22 protein-coding genes and 2 tRNA genes are annotated in these 25557 nt (G+C 63.7%); 17 read left to right on the plus strand and 7 right to left on the minus strand.

The window, feature by feature from the left end; translation table 11 throughout:
* Positions 1-44 precede the first annotated feature (44 nt).
* The 6 genes from moaA to MB84_RS20440 all read left to right on the plus strand — a co-directional run bounded on the left by moaA (position 45) and on the right by MB84_RS20440 (position 5173).
* Entirely contained in the window at positions 45-1172 is a 1128-nt protein-coding gene (gene moaA / locus MB84_RS20415) for a GTP 3',8-cyclase MoaA (protein WP_046289684.1), read from the plus strand.
* 183 nt (positions 1173-1355) lie between these two features.
* Positions 1356-2162 carry a hypothetical protein gene (locus MB84_RS20420; protein WP_046289685.1) on the plus strand — a complete coding sequence of 269 codons (807 nt, stop codon included), beginning with the start codon at positions 1356-1358 and terminating at the stop codon, positions 2160-2162.
* An 11-nt stretch (positions 2163-2173) separates the two neighbouring features.
* Entirely contained in the window at positions 2174-2842 is a 669-nt protein-coding gene (gene mobA, locus MB84_RS20425) for a molybdenum cofactor guanylyltransferase MobA (protein WP_046289686.1), read from the plus strand.
* Positions 2843-2929: 87 nt separating this feature from the next.
* On the plus strand, positions 2930-4213 hold the full coding sequence (moeA, locus tag MB84_RS20430) for a molybdopterin molybdotransferase MoeA (RefSeq protein WP_046289687.1): 1284 nt from the start codon (positions 2930-2932) through the stop codon (positions 4211-4213).
* Positions 4214-4387: 174 nt separating this feature from the next.
* Positions 4388-4672, plus strand: coding sequence for a hypothetical protein (locus MB84_RS20435; RefSeq protein ID WP_039401268.1), 285 nt, complete (start codon positions 4388-4390; stop codon positions 4670-4672).
* A gap of 3 nt (positions 4673-4675) precedes the next feature.
* A complete protein-coding gene (locus MB84_RS20440) occupies positions 4676-5173 on the plus strand; it encodes a GNAT family N-acetyltransferase (RefSeq protein WP_046289688.1) in 498 nt (165 codons plus the stop codon).
* A gap of 163 nt (positions 5174-5336) precedes the next feature.
* Here MB84_RS20440 and MB84_RS20445 read toward each other — a convergent pair whose 3' ends face one another.
* The 5 genes from MB84_RS20445 to pncB all read right to left on the minus strand — a co-directional run bounded on the left by MB84_RS20445 (position 5337) and on the right by pncB (position 11637).
* Positions 5337-6800: a DNA recombination protein RmuC gene (locus MB84_RS20445; RefSeq protein WP_046289689.1), complete on the minus strand. Its 1464-nt coding sequence runs from the start codon at positions 6798-6800 to the stop codon at positions 5337-5339.
* Between the two features lie 58 nt (positions 6801-6858).
* Complete coding sequence (locus MB84_RS20450; protein WP_046293066.1) at positions 6859-7851, minus strand: 2-hydroxyacid dehydrogenase; 993 nt, start codon at positions 7849-7851, stop codon at positions 6859-6861.
* 46 nt (positions 7852-7897) lie between these two features.
* On the minus strand, positions 7898-9316 hold the full coding sequence (locus MB84_RS20455; RefSeq protein ID WP_046289690.1) for a sodium:proton antiporter: 1419 nt from the start codon (positions 9314-9316) through the stop codon (positions 7898-7900).
* Positions 9317-9568: 252 nt separating this feature from the next.
* Positions 9569-10231, minus strand: a complete 663-nt coding sequence (locus tag MB84_RS20460; RefSeq protein ID WP_046289691.1) for a LutC/YkgG family protein — start codon at positions 10229-10231, stop codon at positions 9569-9571.
* A 212-nt stretch (positions 10232-10443) separates the two neighbouring features.
* Positions 10444-11637, minus strand: coding sequence for a nicotinate phosphoribosyltransferase (gene pncB / locus MB84_RS20465; RefSeq protein WP_046293067.1), 1194 nt, complete (start codon positions 11635-11637; stop codon positions 10444-10446).
* Between the two features lie 353 nt (positions 11638-11990).
* Here pncB and fdxA point away from each other — a divergent pair, with 353 nt between their 5' ends.
* From fdxA to MB84_RS20480, 3 genes are all read left to right on the plus strand, one after another.
* Positions 11991-12314: a ferredoxin FdxA gene (fdxA, locus tag MB84_RS20470; RefSeq protein WP_039401283.1), complete on the plus strand. Its 324-nt coding sequence runs from the start codon at positions 11991-11993 to the stop codon at positions 12312-12314.
* 104 nt (positions 12315-12418) lie between these two features.
* Positions 12419-12494, plus strand: a tRNA-Asn gene (locus tag MB84_RS20475).
* A gap of 86 nt (positions 12495-12580) precedes the next feature.
* Positions 12581-12656: transfer RNA gene (locus MB84_RS20480), tRNA-Asn, on the plus strand.
* Between the two features lie 174 nt (positions 12657-12830).
* Here MB84_RS20480 and oxlT read toward each other — a convergent pair.
* Positions 12831-14156, minus strand: coding sequence for an oxalate/formate MFS antiporter (gene oxlT / locus MB84_RS20485; protein ID WP_046289692.1), 1326 nt, complete (start codon positions 14154-14156; stop codon positions 12831-12833).
* Between the two features lie 1003 nt (positions 14157-15159).
* Positions 15160-15966: a FadR/GntR family transcriptional regulator gene (locus tag MB84_RS20490; protein WP_169835032.1), complete on the minus strand. Its 807-nt coding sequence runs from the start codon at positions 15964-15966 to the stop codon at positions 15160-15162.
* Positions 15967-16242: 276 nt separating this feature from the next.
* Between MB84_RS20490 and MB84_RS20495 the strand changes: the two genes are divergently transcribed.
* From MB84_RS20495 to MB84_RS20530, 8 genes are all read left to right on the plus strand, one after another.
* On the plus strand, positions 16243-17844 hold the full coding sequence (locus MB84_RS20495; RefSeq protein WP_245725422.1) for an FAD-linked oxidase C-terminal domain-containing protein: 1602 nt from the start codon (positions 16243-16245) through the stop codon (positions 17842-17844).
* Positions 17844-19013 (plus strand): glycolate oxidase subunit GlcE, encoded by a 1170-nt coding sequence (gene glcE, locus MB84_RS20500; RefSeq protein ID WP_084009898.1) that lies wholly within the window; start codon positions 17844-17846, stop codon positions 19011-19013. Before MB84_RS20495 ends, glcE begins: the two co-directional genes overlap by 1 nt.
* An 18-nt stretch (positions 19014-19031) precedes the next feature.
* Complete coding sequence (glcF, locus tag MB84_RS20505) at positions 19032-20282, plus strand: glycolate oxidase subunit GlcF (protein ID WP_046289693.1); 1251 nt, start codon at positions 19032-19034, stop codon at positions 20280-20282.
* 268 nt (positions 20283-20550) lie between these two features.
* Positions 20551-20955: a DoxX family protein gene (locus tag MB84_RS20510; protein WP_046289694.1), complete on the plus strand. Its 405-nt coding sequence runs from the start codon at positions 20551-20553 to the stop codon at positions 20953-20955.
* A 79-nt stretch (positions 20956-21034) separates the two neighbouring features.
* The gene (locus MB84_RS20515) at positions 21035-21871 is read left to right on the plus strand and encodes a dioxygenase family protein (protein ID WP_046293071.1); all 837 of its coding nucleotides are present in this window, start codon (positions 21035-21037) and stop codon (positions 21869-21871) included.
* 25 nt (positions 21872-21896) lie between these two features.
* Positions 21897-22808 carry a LysR family transcriptional regulator gene (locus MB84_RS20520; protein WP_046289695.1) on the plus strand — a complete coding sequence of 304 codons (912 nt, stop codon included), beginning with the start codon at positions 21897-21899 and terminating at the stop codon, positions 22806-22808.
* 47 nt (positions 22809-22855) lie between these two features.
* Positions 22856-24205, plus strand: a complete 1350-nt coding sequence (locus tag MB84_RS20525) for a hemolysin family protein (protein WP_046289696.1) — start codon at positions 22856-22858, stop codon at positions 24203-24205.
* A gap of 97 nt (positions 24206-24302) precedes the next feature.
* The gene (locus MB84_RS20530) at positions 24303-25487 is read left to right on the plus strand and encodes a helix-turn-helix transcriptional regulator (protein ID WP_157122797.1); all 1185 of its coding nucleotides are present in this window, start codon (positions 24303-24305) and stop codon (positions 25485-25487) included.
* Positions 25488-25557 lie beyond the last annotated feature (70 nt).

A 25557-nucleotide genomic window follows, 5' to 3' on the forward strand; every position in this document is an offset into this window, starting at 1 on the left:
TCAGGCCAATTCGTTAGAATGGAGACGCAAGTTAAGGCCCCACCATGACTGAAACGATCATCCGACTCACCGATCTGCGTAGCGACGCGCGTTATGCGACGCATGCACCGCAGGTTCCCGCACAAGTGCGCGCTGCCACCGGCCATCTCGAAGATGCGCTGGCACGGCCGCTGCACGACCTGCGGATTTCGGTGACGGACCGATGCAACTTCCGCTGCGTCTACTGCATGCCGAAGGACGTGTTCGACAAGGACTATGCCTTCCTGCCGCAATCCTCCCTGTTGTCTTTCGAAGAGATCGAGCGCGCTGCGCGCCTGTTCGTCGAACATGGCGTGGAGAAGCTGCGTCTGACGGGCGGCGAGCCACTGCTGCGCAAGCACATCGAGCGGCTGATCGAGATGCTGGCCCGCTTGCGCACGCCGTCGGGCAAACCGCTCGACATCACGCTCACGACCAATGGATCGTTGCTGGCACGTCGCGCGCAATCGCTCAAGGATGCCGGACTGACCCGTGTAACGGTCAGTCTCGACAGCCTCGACGACACGATTTTCCGGCAGATGAACGACGTCGACTTCCCGGTCGCCAATGTGCTCGAAGGCGTCGCGCAGGCGCAGCACGTCGGTCTCGGCCCGGTCAAAGTCAACATGGTCGTCAAACGGGGCACCAACGACTCCGAGATCGTGCCGATGGCGCGGTATTTCCACGGCAGCGGTGTCGTGCTGCGCTTCATCGAATACATGGACGTCGGCACGTCGAACGGCTGGCGCATGGATGAAGTCATGCCGTCCGCCGACGTCATCGCCCGGGTGAACGACGCCCTGCCGGTCGAACCGCTCGAAGCCAACTATGCGGGAGAGACCGCACAGCGCTGGCAATATCGCGACGGTGGCGGGGAAGTCGGTGTCATTTCCTCGGTCACCCGCGCATTTTGCGGCACTTGTTCGCGTGCCCGTCTGTCTACGGAAGGCAAGTTGTATCTGTGTCTGTTCGCCAGCTCGGGTTACGACTTGCGTACGCTGCTGCGTAACGGCGCGAGCGACGCGCAGATTTCGACCGTCATCGGCGACATCTGGCACAAGCGCACCGACCGCTACTCAGCCTTGCGCACGGCGGCCACTGGGCTGCCTGAAGACGCACCACCGAAAGTGGAGATGTCCTACATCGGCGGATAGTTGCTTGGGCTTGCTTGCCCGATTGCCTCTGCGCCGTGCGGGTCGTCTACACCGCTTTCGATTTACCGAATTCCTTCTCGACTCATGATTTCTGTTGCCCCGGACGCTAGTTGCGCCCGAGACTCCTCGCCTGCTCTTCCGAGTGTGGCTCGACGTGACGCTCTGCACATAGGCAGCACACGCATGCCCTTCCCGTCGCGCCTTATCGCCATCGGCCTGAGTGTCCTGACGATGCTCGTCACCTCCTTCGCGCCGAGTGTCGCCCATGCCGATTGCGACCCGTCCGATCGCAACATTGCCAACCGCGTCATGACGTACACCGGCCAACTCGGCGAACGCAATCCGCTGCGACTGGTGCTTCGTTCGACCTCCGGCGGCAAGCTCGACGGCCGGTACGCCAACGCGTCCTCGCAGGGCGACACGGCACTCACCGGCAAGCTGGAGAACAAGTCGCACCTGCACCTGACCGAATTCGACGCCGGCGGCATGCCGCGCGCCACCTTCGAAGGCGAATTTGCCGCAGCGGACGACGTCAATCGTCAACGCGGCGCATCGTCGTCGTGCGAAGTGATCTCCGGCCAGTGGAAAGACCTGCGCAGCGGCCGCACTGTGCCGTTCGATCTGTCGCTTGCCAGTATCCAGAGCGGAAAGATCGACCATTTGTACGGCGTGGCGGGCGTGAACGACGACGAGACCATCAATCGCGCGGCGACGCAGTTCCGCAAGGGCGTGCTCGACGACCGGCGCGATGTCGTCGCACAATCGATCCGTTACCCATTGCATGTGTCTTTGCGTGGCAAAACGATCATTCTTCGGAACCCGAAGTCATTGCTTTCACGCTATAACGAGATTTTCACCGATGGCTACGTACGGACCATCGGCGCCGCCGTGCCTCGCCTGATGTTCGCTCGCGATCAGGGGGTGATGCTCGGCGACGGCGCCGTCTGGTTCGATGCGACCGGGCGTGTCATCGCCCTGAACCGTTCCTGACACCAGACCCCATGACGACCCCGCCCATCCGCCGCAGCGACATCACTGGATTGATCCTCGCGGGCGGGCGCGGTCAGCGTATGGGCGGGCGTGACAAAGGCCTCCAGCCCTTTGCCGGACGGCCGCTGGTCGAGCATGCGGTAGCCCGTCTGCGCCCGCAGGTTGGCGCGTTGCTGATCAGTGCCAATCGGAATCGCGATGCCTATGCGGCCGCCCTCGGCAGCGATGGCGCGGACGGTGCGGACGGTGCGGACAGCGTAATAAGCGACGAAATTCAGGATTTCGCCGGACCGCTCGCGGGCATGCTGGCCGGACTGCGTGCGGCATGTGCGGACTATGTCCTCACCGTGCCGTGCGACGCCCCTTACCTTCCCGACGATCTGGCCGAGCGGCTATGCGCCGCGCTGAACGCGCTGCCGGAAGCCGATCCCGACGCGCCCGACAGCGCGCACCCACTGGCTGCCTATGCCGCAACGGCGCAAGGTCCGCATCCGGTATTCGCGCTTGTGCACCGTTTACTGGCCGACGATCTGGCGGCGACGCTGGCGGCCGGGGAACGCCGTGTGCGAGCGTGGCTCGCACGCCACAAGGCCGTACAAGTTCACTTCGGTGACGAGCGTCCGTTTTACAATGTCAACACGCTGGACGACCTCCTTACCGATTCGCCGCGCGCGCCCTGAAGTGCCGGGTGCCGACGCAGCCCGATCCGTCGCCACCGCTTTTACGGGATTCATACCGGATACGTGCCGGATGACGACGCCATACCGATGACAACACTTGACGAAGCCCTGGCCGACTTGCCGGACTACGACCCTAACCACATGACGGTCGAAGCGGCGCGCGCCATCATTGCGCGCACCGCGAGTCCCGTATCCGCCATCGAGCAGATCGCGGTACGCAGCGCACTGGGCCGCGTGCTCGGTCGCGACGTCGTATCGCCGCTCGACGTCCCCGCTTTCGAAAACGCCGCGATGGACGGCTATGCGTTTGCAGGCAGCGCGCTGGCCGCGGGCGGCGAAGTCCGTCTGCGTGTCGCGGGCCGCTCGTTCGCCGGTCACCCCTTCGACGGTGTGACGGCCAATGGCGAATGCGTGCGCATCATGACCGGCGCGCTTCTGCCTGTCGGCTGCGACACCGTCATCCCCCAGGAACAGGTTCGACGCGAAGGCGACACCGAAATCGTCACCTTCGATGCGGCGGCCGTCACGCCAGGGCGTCATGTGCGTCATGTCGGGGAAGACCTGGCCGCAGGCCATACCGCCCTGCATGCAGGCAAGCGACTGCGACCGGCAGCGCTCGGCTTGCTGGCGTCGCTGGGCATTGCGGAAGTCCCGGTGCGCCGACGCGTTCGCGTTGCCTTCTTCTCGACCGGCGACGAACTCCGCTCGGTCGGCGAACCCCTCGCCCCGGGCAATTTGTACGATAGCAATCGCTATACGCTCTTCGGCATGTTGCAACGACTGGGCGTCGAAGTGCTGGATCTGGGCGTCGTACGCGACGATCCTCAGGCCATCGAAGACACCCTGCGCACCGCGTGCCGCGAGGCGGACGCCGTCATTACCTCGGGCGGCGTATCGGTTGGCGAAGCGGATTTCACGCGAGAAATGATGACGCGTCTGGGTAACGTCGTGTTCTGGAAGATGGCGATGCGCCCGGGGCGCCCGTTTGCCTTCGGCGAGCTGGAAAGCGAGGGCAAGCGCGCCCTGCTGTTCGGCTTGCCTGGCAACCCGGCCGCAGTGATGGCGTCGTTCTACCATCTGGTGCGCGACGGCCTGTTCGTGCTCATGGGTGCAGAGCCGCAAGTCACGCCGTGCCTGCCCGTGCCGACCGCCACCGCCATCGCCAAGCGCCCGGGGCGTACCGAGTTTCTGCGCGGCGTTCTCGCGGTGGATGCTCAGGGCCGCTGGCAAGTCACGGTCGCGGACGCACAAAGCGCGGGCATTTTGCGCACGATGAGCGAAGCCAACTGCTTCGTGACGCTGGGCACCGAACGTGGCGACGTCGCCGCCGGAGAACTGGTCGACGTCATCGCATTCGACGGTCTGGTGTAACGACGATCCATGACGATGTGGAAGACGCCTGACGGTCAGCCCGGCATAACGCAATTAAAGCAAGATTAAAGCGGTTCAGCATCCCCCCAAAAAGCGAAGCAACGCAACAACGAAATATCGCGGGCGTCGGCGCTTCGACGATGCCCGCACCACACAAACCGAAAGCACACGGCAATGACAACGAAAAAACAGATCACGTATATCAGTCCCGGCCAGACGGCCAAAGCGCTGGTGCTGGTCTACCTCACCTTCAGCATTCCGCTGGTTCTGCTCGCCTTTCTGGCTGCGTTCATCCGCTACGGTGAACTGCCGGGTCTCGCGATCATTTCCGCGCTGGTGCTCAACGCCATCGTCGGCTTCGTGCTGCTCTGGATTGCATGCCACCTCTATAACTGGGTGGCGGTGAAGTTCGGCGGCATCGAGATCGCGCTGAGCGACGCCCCGGAAGAAGAGTACTAAGCGATGTCCCTGACCCTGCGCGCTGCGACTGCCGACGATGTCGGCGCTATCCACGGCCTGATGCGAGAACTGGCTGTCTTCGAAAAGTTGCTGGACATCTTCGAGGCAACGCCTGAGAGCGTGCACGAGGCGCTGTTCGGCGCGACGCCCGCCGCCGAATGCCTGATGGCCGAGTGGGATGGCGTGCCGGTCGGCTACGCAATCTACTTCCACAACTTCTCGACGTTCCTCGCCCGCCGGGGTCTGTATCTGGAAGACGTCTACGTGCAGCCGACGATGCGCGGCCGTGGCGTGGGACAAGCGGTGTTGCGTCAACTCGCACGCATCGCCATCGAGCGCAATTGCGGACGCTTCGAATGGACGGTGCTCGACTGGAATCAACCGGCCATCGACTTCTACGAGGCGCAGGGCGCAACGGTCCTGCCGGACTGGCGCGTGGTCCGCATGACGGGCGACGCCCTCACACAGTTTGCCGAAGGTGGGAAAGTGATTGGGGCCTGAAGCGTATTGAAGCGCCCTGAATAAAAAAGCGCCTGAACATCGAAAGACCCTCAAGCGTTGGATGCATGTCCAACCCGCGGGGGTCATTTCACGTTCAGGGCGCTTTGCATTTGACGAAGCCGCCCGGCGAGCCCAATGGCGGTACCGTCGGGCGCATCGACGCTCAGTTCTCTTCGTCCGGCTCCATCTCGACGCCCAACAGTTCGACGGCCTGCTCGCCGGGCAATGCTTCGACGGCCTTGAGCTGACGCGCCATCGCCCGGGTACGGACTTCCGCCTTGTCGATGGAGCGTGTCACCGTCTCCAACTGCGACTTTGTCCTGGCAAGCACGTCGCCGAACTTGGTGAACTCCGTCTTCACCGCACCCAGCACCTGCCAGACTTCGCTGGAACGCCGCTCGATGGCCAGCGTGCGGAATCCCATCTGAAGACTGTTGAGCAACGCCGTCAGCGTCGTCGGACCCGCCACCGTCACGCGATATTCGCGTTGCAGCAGATCCGACAATCCCGGACGCCGCAGCACTTCGGCGTACAACCCTTCCGTCGGCAGGAACAGCAGGGCGAAATCGGTGGTGTGCGGCGGTGCCAGATACTTGTCTGCAATCGTCTTCGCTTCCAGACGAATGCGCGCTTCCAACGCCTTGGAAGCCTCTTCGACCGCGACCGGGTCTGCCCGCTCCTGCGCGTCGAGCAAGCGCTCGTAATCCTCGCGCGGGAACTTGGCATCGATCGGCAGCCAGACCGGTTTGTTGCTGTCGCCGCTCTGCCCCGGCAAGGCAATCGCAAATTCCACGCGCTCGGTGCTGCCCGGACGCGTCGCCACGTTCTTCGCGTACTGCTCGGGCGTGAGCAATTGCTCGAGCAGCGCCTGCAACTGCACTTCGCCCCAGATGCCGCGCGTCTTCACGTTGGTCAGCACGCGCTTGAGATCGCCCACACCTGCGGCGAGTGTCTGCATTTCGCCGAGTCCGCGATGCACCTGCTCCAGACGATCCGACACCAGCTTGAACGATTCGCCGAGCCGCTGTTCGAGTGTGGCGTGCAGTTTTTCGTCGACCGTGCGACGCATTTCTTCCAGCTTTGCCGCGTTGTTGACTTCGATGTCCTTGAGCTTTTGCTCAAGCGTGGCACGCACTTCCGCCAGACGCCGCTCGTTGCCTTCGGACAGTTGCGTCAATTGCTGATGCTGCGCTTCGCCGAAGCGACGCAGCGTCGACGTCTGCTCTTCGCGCATCTGCTGGCCGTTGAGCACCAGACTCTGACGAACCGCTTCCAGCTGTGCCGCATTGGACTCGGTGAGCTTCGCGAGTTGCTGGGCAAAGCCGTCGATCTGATTGTTCTGCACTGTGGCGACGCTCGTCATCTGCGCCGCGAGCGTTTGCTGGAACTGGGCCATTTGCGCGTTCTGTTCGCCGCGACCGGCGCGCGCCGTTTCGGCGAACTCCTGACGCAACCCACGTTCGCTGCGATCCGCCGCGTGCAGCAGATCGTCACGCACCTTGGTGAGCGAGTCATTGAGCGTTGCGCGCAGCGACGCGTCGCCGCCGCGCTGCCAGACCTTCACCGCAATCGCGATCATCACCAGCAAATTCAGCGCCGCCAGCGCTAGCAACACCATCTCGACCATCGCGTTGCGACTCCCGTTGATTCGTTCTCTATACTGCCCACTTCGCTGCCAACGTCGCTTACGACTTGCGCGCCGCCGGATTGAGCAGGCAAGGCGGCTTGCCTGCGGCCGCCCCGAAGCCCAGCGCCGCGATCAGATTGTCGGCGGCCAGACTGGCCATACCCCGGCGTGTCGCCGCCGACGCGCTCGCGATGTGCGGCGTCAGCACGACGTTCGGCACCGTCAGCAAATCGGGATGCACCTTCGGCTCGCCTTCGAACACGTCGAGGCCGGCAGCCGCGATCTGTTTTTTCGCCAGCGCCGTTGCGAGCGCGGCATCGTCGACGATGCCGCCGCGCGCCAGATTCACCAGCGTGGCCGTCGGCTTCATCAGCGCCAACTCTGCGCCACCGATGGTGTGATGCGTTGCGCTCGAATACGGCAAAACGAGAATGACGTGATCGGCCGTGCGCAGCAGCGTGTCCTTGTCGACGTAGCTCGCCTTGCAGGCCGCTTCCGTCGCGGCATCGAGACGCGAGCGATTGTGATACACGACCCGCATGTTGAAGCCCATGGCGCGACGCGCGATCGCCTGACCGATGCGTCCCATGCCGACGATGCCCAGCGTGCTGCCGTGCACATCGGCCCCCAGGAACATGTCGTAAGCCCACTTGTCCCAGTGCCCCTCGCGCAACCAGCGCTCGGACTCGGTCACGCGACGCGCCGTCGCCATCAGCAACGCCCAGCCGAAATCGGCAGTCGTCTCGTTGAGCACGTCGGGGGTGTTCGTCGCCATGACGCCCGCAGCCGTCATCGCTTCGATATCGAAGTTGTTGTAGCCCACGGCCATGTTGGCCACCACACGCAAATTCGGCGCACCGGCGAGCACCGACGCATCGATGCGCTCGCTCGCCGTAGTGATCGCACCTGCCTTGTCGGCCAGACGCGCACGCAACTCGTCGCTCGAAAACACCGTGTCGGCGTCGTTACGCTCGACGTCGAAGTACTGCGCCAGACGCTCGATCACGTCGGGGAAAATGGCTCGGGCTACCAGGATCTTCGGTTTCACCAGTTGTCTCGTCAAGGTTGGCCGCGTGGCTGCTTGGGCTTATTGCGGCTCAGAAGAATATCAGGGTCATCACAACGAACAGCGGCAGCAGAATCGCGCCCGACCACAGCATATAGCCAAAGAAGCTCGGCATGCGAATGCCGCGTTGCTCCGCAATGGCCTTCACCATGAAATTCGGCGCATTACCGATGTAGGTATTCGCGCCCATGAACACAGCGCCCGCCGAGATCGCCGCCAGCGTGGCGGCGCCGCTCGTCATCAGCGACGCCGCGTTGCCGCCCGCCGTATTGAAGAACACCAGGTACGTTGGCGCATTATCCAGGAACGACGACAACAGTCCCGTCGCCCAGAAGTACATGACGTTATCCGGCGCACCGCCCGGCCCCGTCACGAGACGAATCACCCAGCCCAGCGCTCCCGCTTCGCCCGCACGCAGAATCGCCACCACGGGAATGATCGTCAGGAAGATGCCTGCGAACAGCTTGGCAACCTCTTTCATCGGTTCCCAATTGAAGCCGTTGCCTTCGCGCGCCGTACGCGGTGTGATCGCCAGCGAGATCAGCGTCACCACCACCAGACCGACGTCGCGCGCCAGATTCTGCAAGGCGACCGGCGTGCCGAATACGTCGAACGAGACGCCCGGCTTCCAGATACCGCTCATCAGCACCAGACCGACGGCGGCCGCAAGCAGGATGAAGTTACGCTTGCCTTCGAGTCGCAGCGGCGCGGCGTGTGGCGTCGGGTCCAGCTCGTCGATCTGACGTTCGTTTTTCTGACGGAAATGGTAAGCGTCGATGATGAAGAACAGCACCAGCAATACGCCACAGATGAACAGCGTCTCCGGCCAGATATGCGCCGTCGTCCAGAAGAAATCGACCCCTTGCAGGAAACCGAGGAACAGCGGCGGGTCGCCCAGCGGGGTCAGCGAACCACCGGCGTTGGCCACGAGGAAGATGAAGAAGACGACGACGTGCACGTTGTGTTTGCGGTTATCGTTCGCGCGAATCAGCGGACGAATCAGCAGCATGGCCGCGCCGGTCGTCCCCATGATGCTCGCCAGCACGGTACCCAGCGCCAGCAGCCCGGTGTTGAGCCACGGACCGCCGCGCAGGTTGCCATGCACGCAGATGCCACCGGCCGTCGTGAACAACGCCGTGAGCAGTACGACGAACGGAATGTACTCCCCGACGACCGCGTGAACGGCCCCGTACCACGCCGCCCCTGCACCGAAGACCAGCGCGAATGGCAGCAGGAACGCGGTGCTCCAGAACGCCGCGATCTTGCCAAAGTGGTGGTGCCAGAATGCGGGCGCCAGCAGCGGCCCGAACGCAATCGACAGCAACAGTCCGGCAAACGGCACACCCCACCAGGCGACGAGTTGTGCGCCGTCCGGTCCGGCAGCGAAGGCCGCCGGACTTGCCAATGCCAGCCCCGTCGCGGTCAGTGCTCCCCAAATCCCCTTATGCATTGTTTCTGGTTCCTAGTGATTGATGGTCGACTGCGTACGAGTCGCCGTCAGCGCCGGAGTGCCCCTAACGGCACGACCTTGGGATAAATCCCAAAACAATGATGTGTGTTCCCCGAAAGGACCGATGCCTTCGGTATTCGGTCGCTTTCCGCAAGTCTGCGCCCCCGCCGTTGCGAGTCTCCGCGGGCGAGTGGGAAAGTCGAAGTCGATGCGTCGCGCCCCGGATCGATCGTCCGCGCGACACGGCGCTACTTAAGCGCCGTCGACAATGATGAGGTGGACACGGTAGGGCCCATGCGCGCCCAGCACCAGCGTCTGTTCGATATCGGCAGTCCGCGACGGACCCGCAATGAAATTAGTCGCGCGCGAAAGCTGTCCTCGCTCGCTGCGCATCAGTGCAAAGCCGTCTTCGTGGCCGGCGACGATGCGCGACGCGGGCACCACGGCGATGTGCGTTTCGGGCAGCAGCGTTGCCGAAGCAAACGTCTCCGGCCCCGACATCATCATCAGCGCGCCGGTCTCGGCAATCGCGCAGAAGCAGCCGGTGATGCCGACGAGATCGTCGCCATGGGGTTTGCGAAATTCCACTTCGCAGCCTGCGCTCGCCCAATCGAGCGAGCGCAGCGTCGGCCATGCCACCGCGCGGGTGGTCAGGCCGTTCGCCTGCAGATATGTGCTGGCCGCCGCCGGCACGTCGCTCATGGCGGGAACGCGGTTGATCGTCGTCGAGAGAGCTTCGGCCTTGGCGATGAACGTCGCCATGATGTCGCCCGACATCGCCGGACGCGGCCCCTGCGGGTGCCGCGCCAGATAGTCCTCGGCCGCCGCCTGCTCGTTCGCGCGGGCCGCATCGGGACGATGCTGGGCGTTACGAATGCGGGCGAAGATGCGATTGCGGGCGTCGGAGGTATCCATGGGCTGTCCTGTGAAACCGACGCGCCGGTCTGCGGCCGACGTCGTCACTGTGTCGTCTCTCGAAGCCACCGGACCTGAGTCTGGCGGGCGATGCGCAATTATAACGGCTGGGTCTGTCGGCGCGATGGGCGTTCGCGCATTATCGGAATCGTCTGCCTGTGCGCTCGGACAGCGGCGCATCGGCTTCGCCCCGCCTTTGTCGCACCGTCACTTCACTTCGCCTTTTCCGGCAGCGGTGCGATCTCGAACACCTGACGCAGATACGCCAGATAAGCGTCGTCCTCGCACATATTCTTGCCCGGCGAATCCGACAGCTTGGCCACCGGCTGACCGTTGCAACGCACCATCTTGATGACGATTTGCAACGGCTGATAGCCGAGGTCGTTGGTCAGATTCGTCCCGACGCCGAAAGCCAGCTTGCAGCGGTCGCGAAAGCGCTCGAAAAGCTGCAGCACCTTCGGAATGTCCAGACCGTCCGAGAAGATCATGGTCTTGGTATGCGCGTCGACGCGATTCTGCGCGTAGTGCTCCAGCAGACGCTCGCCCCAAACGAACGGATCGCCCGAGTCGTGGCGCGCACCGTCGAAAAGCTTGCAGAAGTACATGTCGAAGTCACGCAGGAAGGCGGACATGCCGTAGACGTCGGAGAGCGCAATCCCGAGGTCGCCGCGATACTCCTTCGCCCACGTCTCGAAACCGAAAATCTGCGAATCGCGCAGACGCGGCCCCAGCGCCTGACACGCCTGAAGATACTCGTGCGCCATCGTGCCCAGCGGCGTGAGCCCGAGCTTCGAGGCGTAGTACACATTGCTCGTGCCCGCGAACTGCTCGCCGAGTTCGTCGCGCAACGTGTGAATCACTTCCTCGTGCCACTCTTTCGAGAAACGGCGGCGCGTCCCGTAATCGGCGATTTTGCAATCGCGGTAATCGGCCGGCTCCGCCAGCATGCAAATCTTGTCCTTGAGCCGCTGACGCCCTTCCTCGTACGCGGGCGTGCGCTGCGTATTGCGGAAATACACTTCGTTGACGATGGCAAGCACGGGAATCTCGAAGAGAATCGTGTGCAGCCAGGGCCCGCGAATTTCGATGTCGATTTCACCGTTGCCCTTGGGCGACGGCGTGACCGTGATGTACTTCTCGTTCAGATGGAACAGGTCGAGGAAGTCGATGAAGTCGCTCTTGATGAAGCGCATCGCGCCGAGATAGCGCAGCTCGGACTCCGTGAAGCGAAGCCCGCACAGCAGGCGGATTTCGTCGCGGATCTCATCGACGTAGGGCGTGAGGTCGACGCCTTCGGTACGGCACTTGAAGCGGTATTCGACCTGGGCCGCAGGAAAGTGATGCAGAACGACCTGCATCATCGTGAACTTGTAAAGATCGGTATCGAGCAGCGACGTGATGATCATGACGACAGGCTCCATGCGGAGCACTCACGAGAAAACATCGAACGCTGCCGAACCTTCACGCGTACTTTCATACGCTCGGAAAGCTCATTGACGGGCAGCGCACAGGAACACCTGGCATCGTACCGCAAAGCGATGTCACGCATCACATCGCCCCCACTGCAATAAAGGATCGGGACGGGGATTACAGCGGGGATCGCGGCGTGCCTTGCGATAGGGTCGAGGCGGTTTGCGAGGCTTGTCCGACGTCCGAGGGCAACGGCCGTTCGGCTCTCGCACCAGCAATGGCGGGCTGCGTTACAATATCCGCTTTAACGGCCGATCGAAGCCGTTTTGCGCCCTACTCTGGAGTTGGCATGACGCACGTTGTCACCGAAAGCTGCATCAAATGTAAATTCACCGACTGTGTGGACGTTTGCCCCGTGGATTGCTTCCGCGAAGGCCCTAACTTCCTGTCCATCGATCCGGACGAGTGCATTGATTGCGCGGTCTGCGTGGCCGAGTGCCCGGTGAATGCCATTTATGCCGAAGAGGACGTGCCGGGCGACCAGCAGGAATTCATCAAGCTCAACGCCGAGCTCTCGCCGGGCTGGCCGAGCATCACCAAGACGAAGCCGTCGCTCCCCGATGCGGACGACTGGAAAGACGTCAAGGAAAAGCTCCATCTGCTCGAGCGCTAAGCCGCGAGCGCGACTGGCGGAATTCGCATAACGGACGCATAAAAAATGCGTCCTGAGTGTTGACAGTGTGTAAAAACCGCCACTATAATCGCTTTCTCTTTTGATCCCCGATAGCTCAGTTGGTAGAGCGCCGGACTGTTAATCCGTAGGTCCCTGGTTCGAGCCCAGGTCGGGGAGCCAAGAATACCGAAGCGATGGCCTCGCTCCCGCGAGGCTTTTGTTTTAGTCGGCACATCGTTACAGCGTTGTGCGACTGCCAAGTTTGATCCTCGATAGCTCAGTCGGTAGAGCGCCGGACTGTTAATCCGTAGGTCCCTGGTTCGAGCCCAGGTCGAGGAGCCAGAACGCAAAAAGCCCGTCATCGACGGGCTTTTTTGTTTTCTGCGGCCGAATCGATCGACATCGATATCAGCAAACAACAGGCCCTCGAGCAATAAAAAACGGGGCACCGTTTCCGGCACCCCGTTTTCCCGTCATCAATACCGCAAAGACTCGATACGACGACCTGCTGCGACGTTACTCGCTTGCAGGCGCACCGATCGCCACCGACGGGCTCGTCGAGGTCTTCGCGCTGTTGCTGTTTTCGGATTCGATCCAGCGACGGCGCATCGGCGCGAGCAGGAACTTCGCCCCCACGGCCGCCACGATGCTGATGCTTGCCGCTGCGATGAACACACGATCCCAGTGACCGCCGACAGCCAGCACCGAAGCCAGCGGCACCAGCAACGCGGCCGTGCCCTTGGCGGTGTACAGCGTGCCCGCGTTCGATGCGGCGTTCTTGCTGCCGAACGTGTCCGCACATAGCGCCGGGAAGATCGAGAAGATTTCGCCCCAGCACAGGAAGGTCATCGCCGCGAAGAACACGAACATGTACGGGTTCTGACCGAAGTGCATCAGACCGAGCATCGCCACGCCTTCCCCAAGGAAGATGATGAACATGGCGTTCTCACGACCGATCTTGTCCGAGACGAAGCCGCACAGCGGACGCGTAAAGCCGTTGCACAGATTGTCGATCGACAGCGTCATCGTCAGCAGCGGCAGCGTTGCGCCGAACAGCGTCATCGGCATGGAAGCAATGCCATAGTCCTTCGCGATCGGACCGATCTGCGCCGTGGCCATCAGACCACCCGCCGCCACCGCAACGAAGCAGATGTAGATCACCCAGAACACCGGCGTGCGAATCATCTGGCCCGACGTGTAGTCCTGTTTCGTCGCCAGATTGCGGCGCGACACCGTCACACCCTTCGGTGCACGCGGCTTGACCAGCAGCAGCGCGAGGATGAAGATCGCCACGCCCTGCACAATGCCGAAGTTGAAGAACGCCGCCTCGTAGCCCGACGATTTGATCATGTTCGCGATCGGAATCACGGTGATGGCAGCGCCCGCACCGAAACCCGCCGCCGTCAGACCGGCCGCCAGACCGCGCTTGTCCGGGAACCACTTCAGGGCATTACCCACGCAGGTGCCATATACGCAACCTGCGCCGATACCGGCAATGACCGCCGCCGTATAGAGCACGGTCAGCGACTCGGCGTAGGAATACATGATCCACGACAGCCCGACACAAACCGCACCGCCGGCCACCACGGGACGCGGCCCGAAGCGATCCACCAGCCAGCCCTCGATCGGGACCAGCCACGTTTCCACCACGATGAATATCGAGAACGCCACCTGAATCGCCGCGACGCCCCAGTTGTGCTTCGCTTGCATCGGCTCGACGAACAACGTCCACGAATACTGCAAATTGGCCACAAGGCCCATACAGATGATGCCGATCACCAGTTGTGACCAGCGCCCTCCCAGAAAAGAGGTCTTCTCCTCCGGTTGCGCAGCTGCTTGCATGACTTGCCTCCTGTTCCTGTCAGACGATTGACGACGGCCCGCGTTTTCGTTGTGCGGTGCCCGCCGTCATCGCGTGCTGTCGCGCGCCCCCAAAGAGACTGGGGATGTCGCGCAAACGGCACGCCTCCTGGCGTTGCGTGCGGCTCATGCTGGCCGCTTGATCGTGGAGCACTGCCTGGCGGCAGGCTCGCAGGGCTTAGGCCCCGGCTGACTGACTCTCGGAAGTGCCAAAGGACCCTTCCGGTCCCCTCCTCGGCGCGGCGACGCAGACTTTTGAGGGTCCGCGCTGGCAAGTTGCCGGCTGCCGAAGGGTGACTGGTGAATAAATTCGAGTGCGGACTGGCCTGCGCTGTCGGCGTGTCGCGATGGACCGCACGGATCGCATCGCAGACCAAGTCCCCTCACTCAGGCGGGCGCGCCTCGCGGACGCGTGATCGCCAGATCGCCTGCCCGCAACGGGCGGCAGGCAGATGAGGGACACCCCAGGGCACGAATGTCTTGCGTGACCACTGGCGGCGGATAGGACTGGACAGCCGGTGCGGACTCAACGTCGCACGAAGACTGCCCGAAAGGAAATGTGTACTTACCCACTGATGTCTCCGATGACTACCGTGCCGCGCCGACGCCCACCCGGAAATTTCACAGGTCCTGTCGGGGCCGGTTCGACACTTTGAATCTGATATACAAGATTCAATATATCGAATTAAGTATTTTTTATGGTTCCAAAATTAGTCGATGGCCGAACCACTGTCAACCCGAAAGCGCCCGTATATCGGCGTCGGGCGTGCGGTGAAGGCGTTTAGCAGTGGCGGCAGACGTAAGCGCTCGATAACTCGGGAACCGAGGTAAACCGCGCCATTGCGGGGCGTGCGGTGTGCTGACATGGGCACAGCCGCCCCCGGGCGACGTACGTCGCCGCAGGAGAGGGTCAGGGAAAACGATGAGGTTTTCGCGGGTGGGGTTTGCCCTCGGACGAGGGCCCCGCCGATACGATAAATCGGGGTCAGACCGGCTCGACGTCGCCCGAATTGTTGCGGATGAAGGTGAGATGTTCGCGCAGCGAACGTTGTGCACTACCGGCATCGTGCGATGCCACTGCATTGAAGATGCGACGATGCTGATCGATCAGCTCTGCCAGATCGGCGCCGTGCCCGACGATGGCGCGGTAATTGTCGACGACCGAGCCGCGCAGCAGTTCGAAGATCGCATGCATCAGATGCACCAGCACGAGGTTATGCGTCGCCTCGGCCAGCGCCAAATGGAAATGTGCATCCAGCTCGGGCACGCGCGTGAGTAACGACTGGCCGCGTGCGTCGCCCTCCCCGTCCAGTCCGTCGCGGCCAGCGGCATAGGCGGCTTCCAGTGCTTCGAGCGCCTGCGCGAGACGAGCGATGTCTTCCGGCGTCGCGCGCTCGGCCGCCAGCTCCACGGCCTTGGCTTCGAGCACTTCGCGCATCTCCAGCACATCGTCGACGGTCTTGCTGTGTCGCGACATCAATTGCGACAACGGCTCGGCGAGCAGCGGCTGACTCGCGTTGGCCACGAGATAACCGCCGCCTGCCCGGCCGACGATCAGCCCGCGCGACTCCAGCCGCAACAGCGCTTCACGCAACGACGGGCGCGACACCCCCATCTGCTGCGCCAGATCCCGCTCGGACGGCAGCGCCGAGCCTGGCGCGAGCCGACCTTCGACGACCATCGTCTCCAGTTGCTCATAGACCATGTCGGACAGACGCAGGCGCGGCGGGGGCGTGACCGGCGCAAAGCTCGCAACCGTGCCCGAAGGCTCGCTGGCGGAAAAAGTGGACATAGGCAAGGACGACTCGTTGGACGACATGTCGGCTTCGGCTCTCGACGGAAAAATCACAGACGCCACGATACAGGATGCGGCTTCGCTCAGGGCGCACCGACCGCCCACCGCTCGGCCGCACTAGAGGATCGACGTTAAACCTAGGGTTAACCCGCTAGTCGGAATCAGATCATTCCCTTTACGATGACGTCATCCGACAACTGGTCGACCAGTCTACCAGTAGACCACGCCCCGTCAATGTCATTACACGTCAACGATCGTCCGAGAGCAAGCCAGATGGCATCGAATGCGTCGCCCCTTCCTTCTCCCGCGTCAGCGCCGCCGCAGACACCTGCAACGCCGACGTCGTCGGGTTCTGCGGTGGTGTCCGCCGCCTTCGATACCGCCCGCGCCAACGAGCCGGTCTTCGACACGCTGAACGACGCCACCCGCACGGCCCGGCTCGCCACATTGCGCGCCGCCGTGCCCGACGCCCAGTGGCTCACCGACCGCGAACAGATCACGCCGTACGAATGCGACGGTCTGGCCGCCTATCGCAAGCTGCCGCTGGCCGTGGTGTTGCCCGCCGACGAAGATCAGGTTTGCCGCATTCTTCGGGCATGCCACGCGAACAACGTCCCCGTCGTGCCACGCGGCGCGGGCACCGGCCTGTCCGGCGGCGCCATGCCGATCACAGACGGCATCGTGCTTTCGCTGGCGAAGTTCAAGCGCATTCTGGAAGTCGACGCCTACGCCCGCACTGCCACCGTGCAACCGGGCGTGCGCAACCTTGCCGTCTCGGAAGCCGCTGCGCCCTACGGGCTTTACTACGCGCCGGATCCGTCCTCGCAAATCGCCTGCACCATCGGTGGCAACGTCTCCGAGAATTCCGGCGGCGTGCACTGCCTGAAGTACGGCCTCACCGTGCACAACGTCCTGCGCGTGCGCGCGGTGACGATGGACGGCGAGATCGTCGAATTCGGCTCCCACGCGCTCGACTCGCCCGGCCTCGACCTGCTGTCGGTGTTCATCGGCAGCGAGGGGATGTTCTGCGTCGTGACGGAAATCACGGTCAAGCTCGTGCCCAAGCCGCAAGTCCAGCAAGTCATCATGGCGAGCTTCGACGACGTCGAAGCGGGCGGTAACGCGGTCGCCGCGATCATCGCTGCCGGCATCATCCCGGCGGGTCTGGAGATGATGGACAAACCGGCGACGCAGGCCGTCGAAGAGTTCGTGCACGCCGGTTACGATCTGAACGCTGCCGCCATCCTGCTGTGCGAATCCGACGGCACGCCCGAGGAAGTCGCTGAAGAAATCGCCCGCGTCTCGGCCGTTTTGCGCGCCTCGGGCGCGACCCGCATTCAGGTTTCGGCCTCCGAAGCGGAGCGTCTGCGCTTCTGGTCCGGCCGAAAGAACGCCTTCCCCGCCGCCGGGCGCATCTCGCCCGACTACTACTGTATGGACGGCACCATTCCGCGTCGCACGATCGGCACGCTACTCAAGCGCATCGAGGCGATGGAGGTGCAGTACGGTCTGCGCTGCATCAACGTCTTCCACGCGGGCGATGGCAATATGCACCCGCTGATCCTGTTCAACGGCAACGATCTGGACGAATGGCACCGCGCCGAAGCGTTCGGCAGCGACATTCTCGAAGCGTGCGTGGAACTGGGCGGGACGGTGACCGGCGAACACGGCGTGGGCATCGAGAAGATCAACTCGATGTGCGTGCAGTTTTCCGAAGAAGAGCGCGACGCGTTCTTCGCCGTGAAGCGCGCCTTCGATCCCGCGGGTCTGCTCAACGCCGACAAAGGCATTCCCACGCGCGCGCGCTGTGCCGAGTACGGCAAGATGCATGTGCGCGGCGGCCTGCTCCCCCATCCCGAATTGCCGAGGTTCTGATGTCCCAAGCCCTTCAGACGGCGTCGGTTGTGCCGCTTACGCCACCGTCTCCATGGTCATCCCCCGACAGCGAAGCGAGCTGCGCCGCACAAGCGCTCGCGACGATCCGCGAGCGTGTGCTCGCCGCGACCGCTAGCGGTGTGCCGCTCGACATTCAGGGTGGCGGCACCAAACGCTGGTACGGTGAGACGCCAGTGGGCGAGCCGCTCGACGTGCGCGCCTATCGCGGCATCGTCTCGTACGATCCGGCCGAACTGGTGATCACCGCGCGCGCGGGCACCCCGCTCGCGGAGATCGAAGCCGCGCTCGCCGAGCGTGGCCAGATGCTGCCGTTCGAGCCGCCCCACTTCGGCCCCGGCGCGACGCTGGGCGGATGCATCGCCGCCGGTCTCGCCGGGCCGCGCCGCCCGCATGTCGGTGCGCCGCGCGACTTCGTGCTCGGCGCTGTCGTGATGAACGGACACGGCCAGGTGTTGCATTTCGGCGGACAGGTGATGAAGAACGTGGCGGGCTACGACGTCTCGCGCGTGCTCGCCGGTGCGCTCGGCACACTGGGTATCCTGCTGGAACTCTCGATCAAGGTACTGCCCTGTCCGGTCGCAGAAGCGACGTTGCACTTCGAACTGCCGCAGGCGCAGGCCATCGACCAACTCAACCGCTGGGGCGGTCAGCCGCTGCCGCTCATGGGCTCGGCGTGGCACGACGGTGTGCTGAGGGTGCGCCTCGGCGGGGCTGCCGCCGCCATCGACGCCGCCCGCGCGACCATGGGCGGCCGTCACGTCGATGCCCTCGAAGCGCATACCTTCTGGACGTCGCTGCGCGAGCAAACGCACCCGTTCTTCGCCACCGCGCCGGTACAAGGCGACGGGCAGCCGCTGTGGCGTCTGTCGCTGCCGCCGACCACGCCGCCGCTGACGGGCGGCGACGAGCATCTCGTCGAATGGGGTGGCGCACAACGGTGGTGGATCACGCCGCGCCCGGCCGACGAAATTCGCGCAATCGCCGCAGCGGTCGGCGGGCATGCTACGCTGTTTCGCCACGGCAGCAAGTCGGCCGGCGTCGAGCGCGTGTTTACGCCTCAGAGCGCTGCGCTGCGAGCTATCGGCGAGCGTCTGCAACAAGCATTCGATCCGAGCCGCATCTTCAACCGTCATCGGTTGTACCGGTAATTCGCTAACTACAGAACGATGCAAACGAACCTCGCAGAATTCCTTCGTCAGACACCGGACGGCGACGAAGCCGAAGCCATTCTCCGCAAATGCGTGCATTGCGGATTCTGTACCGCAACCTGCCCGACCTATCAGTTGCTGGGCGACGAACTCGACGGTCCGCGCGGACGTATCTATCTGATCAAGCAGATGGTCGAAGGCCAGAGCGTGACGCGCGAAACGCAGCGTCACCTCGATCGCTGCCTGACCTGCCGCAGTTGCGAATCGACCTGCCCCTCGGGCGTGCAGTACGGGCGTCTGGCCGACATCGGCCGTCGTCATATCGACGCCAAGGTCGGCCGTCCTGCGGGCGAGCGCGCCGTGCGCTGGACCCTCGCCCACGTGTTACCCAACCGCACCCTGTTCTCCCCCGCCCTGCGCCTCGGCCAGCAGTTCCGCACGCTCCTGCCGCGTTCGCTGCGCGAGAAAGTCCCGCACCGTCAACGCTCCGGCAGTTGGCCCCAAGCGAAGCACGCGCGCCGCATGCTGATGCTCGAAGGCTGCGTGCAACCGGCCATGCTGCCGAACGTCAATAAGGCCACCGCCCGCGTGCTCGACGCCCTCGGTATCGAGATGGTGCGCCCTTCGTCCGCTGGCTGCTGCGGCGCGATCCGTCTGCACCTGAACTATCACGACGACGGTCTCGACGATGCCCGCCGCAACATCGACGCCTGGTGGCCGGAGATCGAAGCCGGTACGGAAGCCATCGTGATCAACGCGTCGGGGTGTGGTGCAACGATCAAGGAATACGGCCACCTGCTGCGTCACGATCCGAAGTACGCGGGCAAGGCACAGCGCGTGTCCGAACTTGCGCGCGATCTGTCCGAAGTGCTGCTCGACAATCTGGAAGCGCTGCAAAAACGCGTACCTAACCGTAAAGCGGGCAAGATCGCCTATCACCCGCCCTGCACGCTGCAACACGGCCAACAACTCAAGGGGGTGGTGGAGAAGGTACTCGCCGGTGTGGGTGTGAACGTCACGCTGCCGCAGGACAGTCACATCTGCTGCGGCTCGGCCGGGACCTATTCCGTCACACAACCGGACCTGTCGCATCAGTTGCGCGACGCCAAATGGAAGTCGCTCGACGCCCTCGAACCCGAACTGGTCGTGTCGGCCAACGTCGGTTGTATCTGTCATCTACAGGCGACCACCAAGGGCGAACACGCCCGCGACCACGCCCCGGTACAACACTGGGTCGAATTGCTCGACCGGATGATCGCAACGGCCTGAACGACCCGGGCAATCCTGCGCGACGCAAGCCATTCGGGGCGACCGGAGTGGCCTGCATCGCCACCACCACACGCTTATTATCCCTTTCGACGGGACAATCAATCCCTTCACCGCTCGTTTATCTGCACGATCCCGCTCCCTAGAATTGGGGTTAAGTCAGTCGTCGACGCCACGTCATCGTTCAATCCATCGTTCAATCGCCGTGGAAATCCGCCGATGGCCGAGCCGACCCTTAGCCCGTATTCCGATTCCCTCACCGGAGCTTGTCATGATCGATACCAAAACCGCCCCGTACGCTGCCCTGCTGCTGCGCGTCTCGCTGGGTATCCTGTTCCTTTCGCACCTGTCGCTCAAAGTGTTCGTCTTCACCGTGCCCGGCTTTGTCGGCTTCATGGGCTCGCTTGGCCTGCCGCCGGTCGTCGCTTATGTCACGATGGCACTGGAACTGATCGGCGGCCTTATGCTGATCAGCGGTTTCTACGCCCGCTGGGCCGCCTTGCCGCTCGCCGCACTGATGCTCGGCACGATTGTGTCGGTGCACGGCCACAACGGCTGGTTGTTCACCAACAAGGGCGGCGGCTGGGAATTCCCGGCGTTCTGGGTCGTGGGCCTGCTGGTGGTCGCGTTACTGGGCGATGGCGCCTTCGCGATTCGCCGCAATCGCGCCGCCTGACGCGCTAAGCCTGCCGAGTCGTGCGTCGCCCTATCCTGTCGTGATGTCGTTTAGCGTTTGTTTTGCCGGAGTGAATGCCATGCCTGCCCTTCCCACCCTCTTCGTCTCCCACGGCTCGCCGTTGCTCGCGGTCGAACCGGGCCGCACCGGCCCGTTGCTGACGGCGCTGGGGCGTGCGGTGCCGCGTCCCAAGGAGATCCTTGTGATCTCGCCGCACTGGTCGACGCCGACACCGCGCGTGGGCAACCTCGCGCAGCAACGCACGATCCACGACTTCGGCGGCTTCCCGCGCGAACTCTATGGGCTGAAGTATCCCGCACCGGGCGCACCGGCGCTCGCCGAGCGCACGGTGCAGATGCTCAAGGACGTCGGCCTGCCCGCCGTCACCGACGATCAGTGGGGTCTCGATCATGGCGCGTGGGTGCCGTTGCGCTATCTGTATCCCGATGCGGATGTGCCGGTCACGCAGTTGTCGCTGCAACGGCATATGCGTCCCGAACATCAGTACCAAGTCGGGCAGACGCTCGCGCCGCTCGCTCGCGAGGGCGTATTGATCGTGGCGTCGGGCAGCTTCACGCACAACCTGCACGAGGTGTTCCGCGCCCCGGGCGGCGCACGCGAAGCGGCCCCCGAAGCGCCATACGTGGCCGAGTTTTCGACGTGGTTCACCGAGCGTCTGGCGGCGATGGACCTCGACGCCCTGTTCGACTACCGGGCCCGCGCACCGCACGCCGAGCGCGCCCACCCGACGGACGAGCATCTGCTGCCGATCTACGTGGCCCTCGGCGCAGCCGACGATCCCCCCCGTCAGACGCACTTCGACACCGGCTCGACCTACGGTGCGCTGCGCATGGACGCCTTCGCATTCGGCAGCGCCGCCCCTTCGCTCGCGGAAGTCGGCGCGCTGGCACAATAACGCCATCGACACCCCTGGACCCGGCATGAACAAACTTCGCGAGATCGAATGCTTCATCGCCGTGGTCGAGTCGGGCAGTTTCGTCAAGGCGGCCGACGCGATGGGCATTTCCAAGACGGCGGTCTCGCGATACGTCGCGGACCTCGAAGCGCGGCTGGGCACCCGATTGATCCAGCGCACCACACGCCGCCTGTCGCTGACCGAACCCGGTCAGCGATACGTCGAGCGCTGCCGTCGGATCCTCGCTGAGCTGGACGAAGCCGACGCCATGGCCGGCGAGCAGGACGGCGAACCCGCAGGGCCCTTGCGGATCAACGCCCCGCACACGTTCGGGGTACTGCATCTCGCCCCGCTCTGGCCCGCATTTCTCGCCCAATTCCCGCAAGTCTCACTGGACATCACGCTGAGCGACCGGCTCGTCGACATCGTGGACGAAGGCTACGATCTGGCGATTCGCATCTCGCGGCTGCCCGATTCGTCGCTCGTGCACCGGCGGCTGGCGGGCACGCGTCTGGTGCTGTGTGCGTCGCCCGGCTATCTCGCACAACACGGCACCCCAAAGCACCCGAGCGAACTGACCCATCACGAGACGGTCGGTTACAGCTACTTTCTGCACCGTCGCGAATGGCATTTCGACGGGCCGGACGGCCCCGTCTCCGTGCAGACGCACGCCCGCCTCATTGCCGACAACGGCGACACGTGCATGGCGGCGGCGCTGGCCGGGGGCGGCATCATCCTGCAACCGGCGTTTCTCGTGCAGGACGCGCTACGCGACGGTCGCCTCGTCGAATTCCTGCCCGAGTACACGCAGGGCGAGCGCGGCATCTATGTCGTCTATCCGTCACGTAAATACCTGAGCGCCAAGGTCCGCGCCATGGTCGATTTCCTCGTAGACGCCTTTGCCATGCCGGGTTGGCGCCTGCTAAATCGTCCCTAAGTGTTTGTCACTTATACTGTCGGGCCTGTCGTCCCACTCCTTATATTTTGGAAAACTTCTTACTGATCGTCGCCGCGATCCTGCTGGTATTGCTCAACGGCTTCTTCGTGGCGGCGGAATTCGGCCTCGTCAAACTGCGCCAGACGCGCGTTCATGTCATTGCCCGCCAGCGAGGCTGGCGCGGCCGTATCCTGGCCAAGGTCCACAGCCAGCTCGATACCTACCTTTCTGCGTGCCAGCTCGGCATCACCCTCGCCTCGCTCGGGCTCGGCTGGATCGGCGAGCCCGCGTTTGCCCGCATTCTCACGCCGCTGTTCGAACTGGCCGGCGTCAGCTCTCCCGAGTTGATCCACGCGCTCGCTTTCTTCATCGCGTTCTTCACGATCTCGTATCTGCACATCGTCGTGGGCGAACTCGCGCCGAAGTCGATGGCGCTGCGCATGCCCGAAGCCGTGTCCGTGTGGACGGCCGCGCCGCTGTACGGCTTCTACTGGCTGATGTACCCGGCCATCTGGGTGCTCAACCACAGCGCCAACCGCCTGCTGCGCTGGACAGGCCTCGACCCCTCGCACGGCACCGACGCCCACTACTCGACCGACGAAATCAAGCTGATCCTGCGTCGTGGCGCGTCGAGCGAAAAGCTCTCGCGCGACGACTGGAACGTGGTCGCCTACGCCATCGACTTCAGCGATCTGACGGTGTCCGATCTGATGCGCCCGATGAGCGAAGTCGCGGCGTTCCGTCGTAACGCCACGTTCGTGCAGAACATGGACACGGCCTACCGCCATCGCTACAGCCGCTATCCGTTCTTCGACAACGACGGTGAAACCGTCCTTGGCGTGGTCCACCTGAAGGATCTGTTCCTGGCCGAGCATCATGGCCAGTCCATCGAAGATCTGGGCAGCATGGCGCGTCCGGTCGAGCGCGTGAAGCCCGATATGCCCGCGCGCGAGCTGTTCCGTCGCTTCCGTCGGGGCGCACCGCACTTTGCCATCGTGGGATGGCCGGACCAGAAGCCCATCGGCTTCCTCACGCTGGACAACTTGCTCTCGGCGCTGGTCGGCAAGATTCGCGACGAATTCCGTCAAACGGAAGACGACTGGACCCGCATGGAAGATGGCACGCTGATCGGGCGCGGCAGCTTGCCGATCCTGACGCTGGAGCGCGCGCTCGGCCTGGATATCCCGAGCGAGCACGCCGAATCGGTGGGCGGACTCATCATGAACGCGCTGGGTTATCTGCCCCGCGAGGGCCAGAAGATCGACTTCGAGGGCTTCTCGGTGGTCGTGAAGAAGATGCAGGGGCCGCGTATCGTGCTCGTGCGCATTTACCCGGACGGCGTACGCGAAGCCCGCGGGGAACCGCCCGATGTGGCGGTGCAACAACGCGAGCATTGACCCCGATTGATCCCCGTCAGGTCGCTTGCCAGAATACCCACTATGCGTAACATGCCCGTCAGAGGCAACAACAAGGGTTACGTAGGTTGGCGCAGGCATGGCAGGACACAAGTTCGTCAAAACAAAGCCAGGGGAGGCGATGATGGACGACACGGGGAAATTGTCGCTCGATGCGCTGATCGGCACTTGCTACGATGGGGTGCTCGACGAAGCGCGTTGGGATCAGGCATTACGCGAATTCAACCGGTGGGCCGGTGGCATCGGCTTTCATTCGGTCACGTGGGATCGCGCGCGTCACTGCGCGACGCGCGATTCCAACTCGCTTGACGCCTCCCCCGACCTCATCCGCGAGTTCGTCGAAAAGCTCGCACCGACCGATCCGCGCGTCGCGCTGATGCTGCAACAGCCCGTCGGTCGCGCCATGCGCTGCCACCATCACCTGAGCGATCGTTACGTGTCCCGTAGCGAGCTATACAACGACTTTCTGATTCCTCACGGCGTGCGTTACACGTACGGCATGCATCTCGACGGGGCCGACGGCACCAGCGAGTTGCTCGCGGTATTCCGCGCGCCCGATCATGCGCCGTTCGAAGACGCCGACGACACACCCGAGCTGGAGATTTTGACGAAGCACATCGCGCGGGCGGCACGTCTGCGGGCGGGCACCCGTCACTTGCAGGCGCAGGCGGCGATCGGCATGGCAGTGCTCGACCATCTGGACATGGCCATCGTCATTACGGACGAGACGGGACATGTGCACTATCTGAACGTGGCCGCGCATCAACGTCTCGGGGCGACGCGCAACGTGTGCATTCGCGGCGGGAAGTTCACTGCCGTACTGCCCAACGACGAGCAGGCCGTGCGGCGTCTCATTACCCATGCGACCGCCCCCATGCCGGTCGCTGGCAGCCATCGTCTACAAGGCGACAATCAGCAACACTGGGTCGTCACGGTGCTACCGTTGCGCGAGTCGCATACCTGCGCTGCGCCGTGGGAAAAGCCCATGGCGATGCTGACGATCGGTGAACTCGACCGGCGCGTCACGCTCGGTCCTTACACGCTCAAGGTGCTGTTCGGGCTCTCACCGGCGGAAGCGCGTCTTGCGCAGGCGCTGGCCGAGGGCTGCGAGCTCACGCAATACGCGCAGAACGCCAACGTCGCCATCAATACGGCGCGCACGCAGTTGCGGCATATCTTCGACAAAACGGGATGCCGTCGGCAGACGGATTTGCTGCGTGTGCTGCACGCCATCCCGGCGCTGCGGATTCACGCGCCGGGGTGATATCGGCACAATGGGCAACGTGCCGAGCGGGCGACGAGGAGACAAAAAGGGCGACCGAAAGGCCGCCCAT

This window comes from Pandoraea oxalativorans (assembly GCF_000972785.3).
GTDB lineage: Bacteria > Pseudomonadota > Gammaproteobacteria > Burkholderiales > Burkholderiaceae > Pandoraea > Pandoraea oxalativorans.

Bases quoted from the DNA above. Each gene is read 5' to 3' on its own strand.
- moaA (WP_046289684.1), top strand. From the start codon at position 45: ATGACTGAAACGATCATCCGACTCACCGATCTGCGTAGCGACGCGCGT.
- MB84_RS20420 (WP_046289685.1), top strand. From the start codon at position 1,356: ATGCCCTTCCCGTCGCGCCTTATCGCCATCGGCCTGAGTGTCCTGACG.
- mobA (WP_046289686.1), top strand. From the start codon at position 2,174: ATGACGACCCCGCCCATCCGCCGCAGCGACATCACTGGATTGATCCTC.
- moeA (WP_046289687.1), top strand. From the start codon at position 2,930: ATGACAACACTTGACGAAGCCCTGGCCGACTTGCCGGACTACGACCCT.
- MB84_RS20435 (WP_039401268.1), top strand. From the start codon at position 4,388: ATGACAACGAAAAAACAGATCACGTATATCAGTCCCGGCCAGACGGCC.
- MB84_RS20440 (WP_046289688.1), top strand. From the start codon at position 4,676: ATGTCCCTGACCCTGCGCGCTGCGACTGCCGACGATGTCGGCGCTATC.
- MB84_RS20445 (WP_046289689.1), bottom strand. From the start codon at position 6,800: ATGGTCGAGATGGTGTTGCTAGCGCTGGCGGCGCTGAATTTGCTGGTG.
- MB84_RS20455 (WP_046289690.1), bottom strand. From the start codon at position 9,316: ATGCATAAGGGGATTTGGGGAGCACTGACCGCGACGGGGCTGGCATTG.
- MB84_RS20460 (WP_046289691.1), bottom strand. From the start codon at position 10,231: ATGGATACCTCCGACGCCCGCAATCGCATCTTCGCCCGCATTCGTAAC.
- pncB (WP_046293067.1), bottom strand. From the start codon at position 11,637: ATGATCATCACGTCGCTGCTCGATACCGATCTTTACAAGTTCACGATG.
- fdxA (WP_039401283.1), top strand. From the start codon at position 11,991: ATGACGCACGTTGTCACCGAAAGCTGCATCAAATGTAAATTCACCGAC.
- oxlT (WP_046289692.1), bottom strand. From the start codon at position 14,156: ATGCAAGCAGCTGCGCAACCGGAGGAGAAGACCTCTTTTCTGGGAGGG.
- MB84_RS20490 (WP_169835032.1), bottom strand. From the start codon at position 15,966: ATGTCCACTTTTTCCGCCAGCGAGCCTTCGGGCACGGTTGCGAGCTTT.
- MB84_RS20495 (WP_245725422.1), top strand. From the start codon at position 16,243: ATGGCATCGAATGCGTCGCCCCTTCCTTCTCCCGCGTCAGCGCCGCCG.
- glcE (WP_084009898.1), top strand. From the start codon at position 17,844: ATGTCCCAAGCCCTTCAGACGGCGTCGGTTGTGCCGCTTACGCCACCG.
- glcF (WP_046289693.1), top strand. From the start codon at position 19,032: ATGCAAACGAACCTCGCAGAATTCCTTCGTCAGACACCGGACGGCGAC.
- MB84_RS20510 (WP_046289694.1), top strand. From the start codon at position 20,551: ATGATCGATACCAAAACCGCCCCGTACGCTGCCCTGCTGCTGCGCGTC.
- MB84_RS20515 (WP_046293071.1), top strand. From the start codon at position 21,035: ATGCCTGCCCTTCCCACCCTCTTCGTCTCCCACGGCTCGCCGTTGCTC.
- MB84_RS20520 (WP_046289695.1), top strand. From the start codon at position 21,897: ATGAACAAACTTCGCGAGATCGAATGCTTCATCGCCGTGGTCGAGTCG.
- MB84_RS20530 (WP_157122797.1), top strand. From the start codon at position 24,303: ATGGCAGGACACAAGTTCGTCAAAACAAAGCCAGGGGAGGCGATGATG.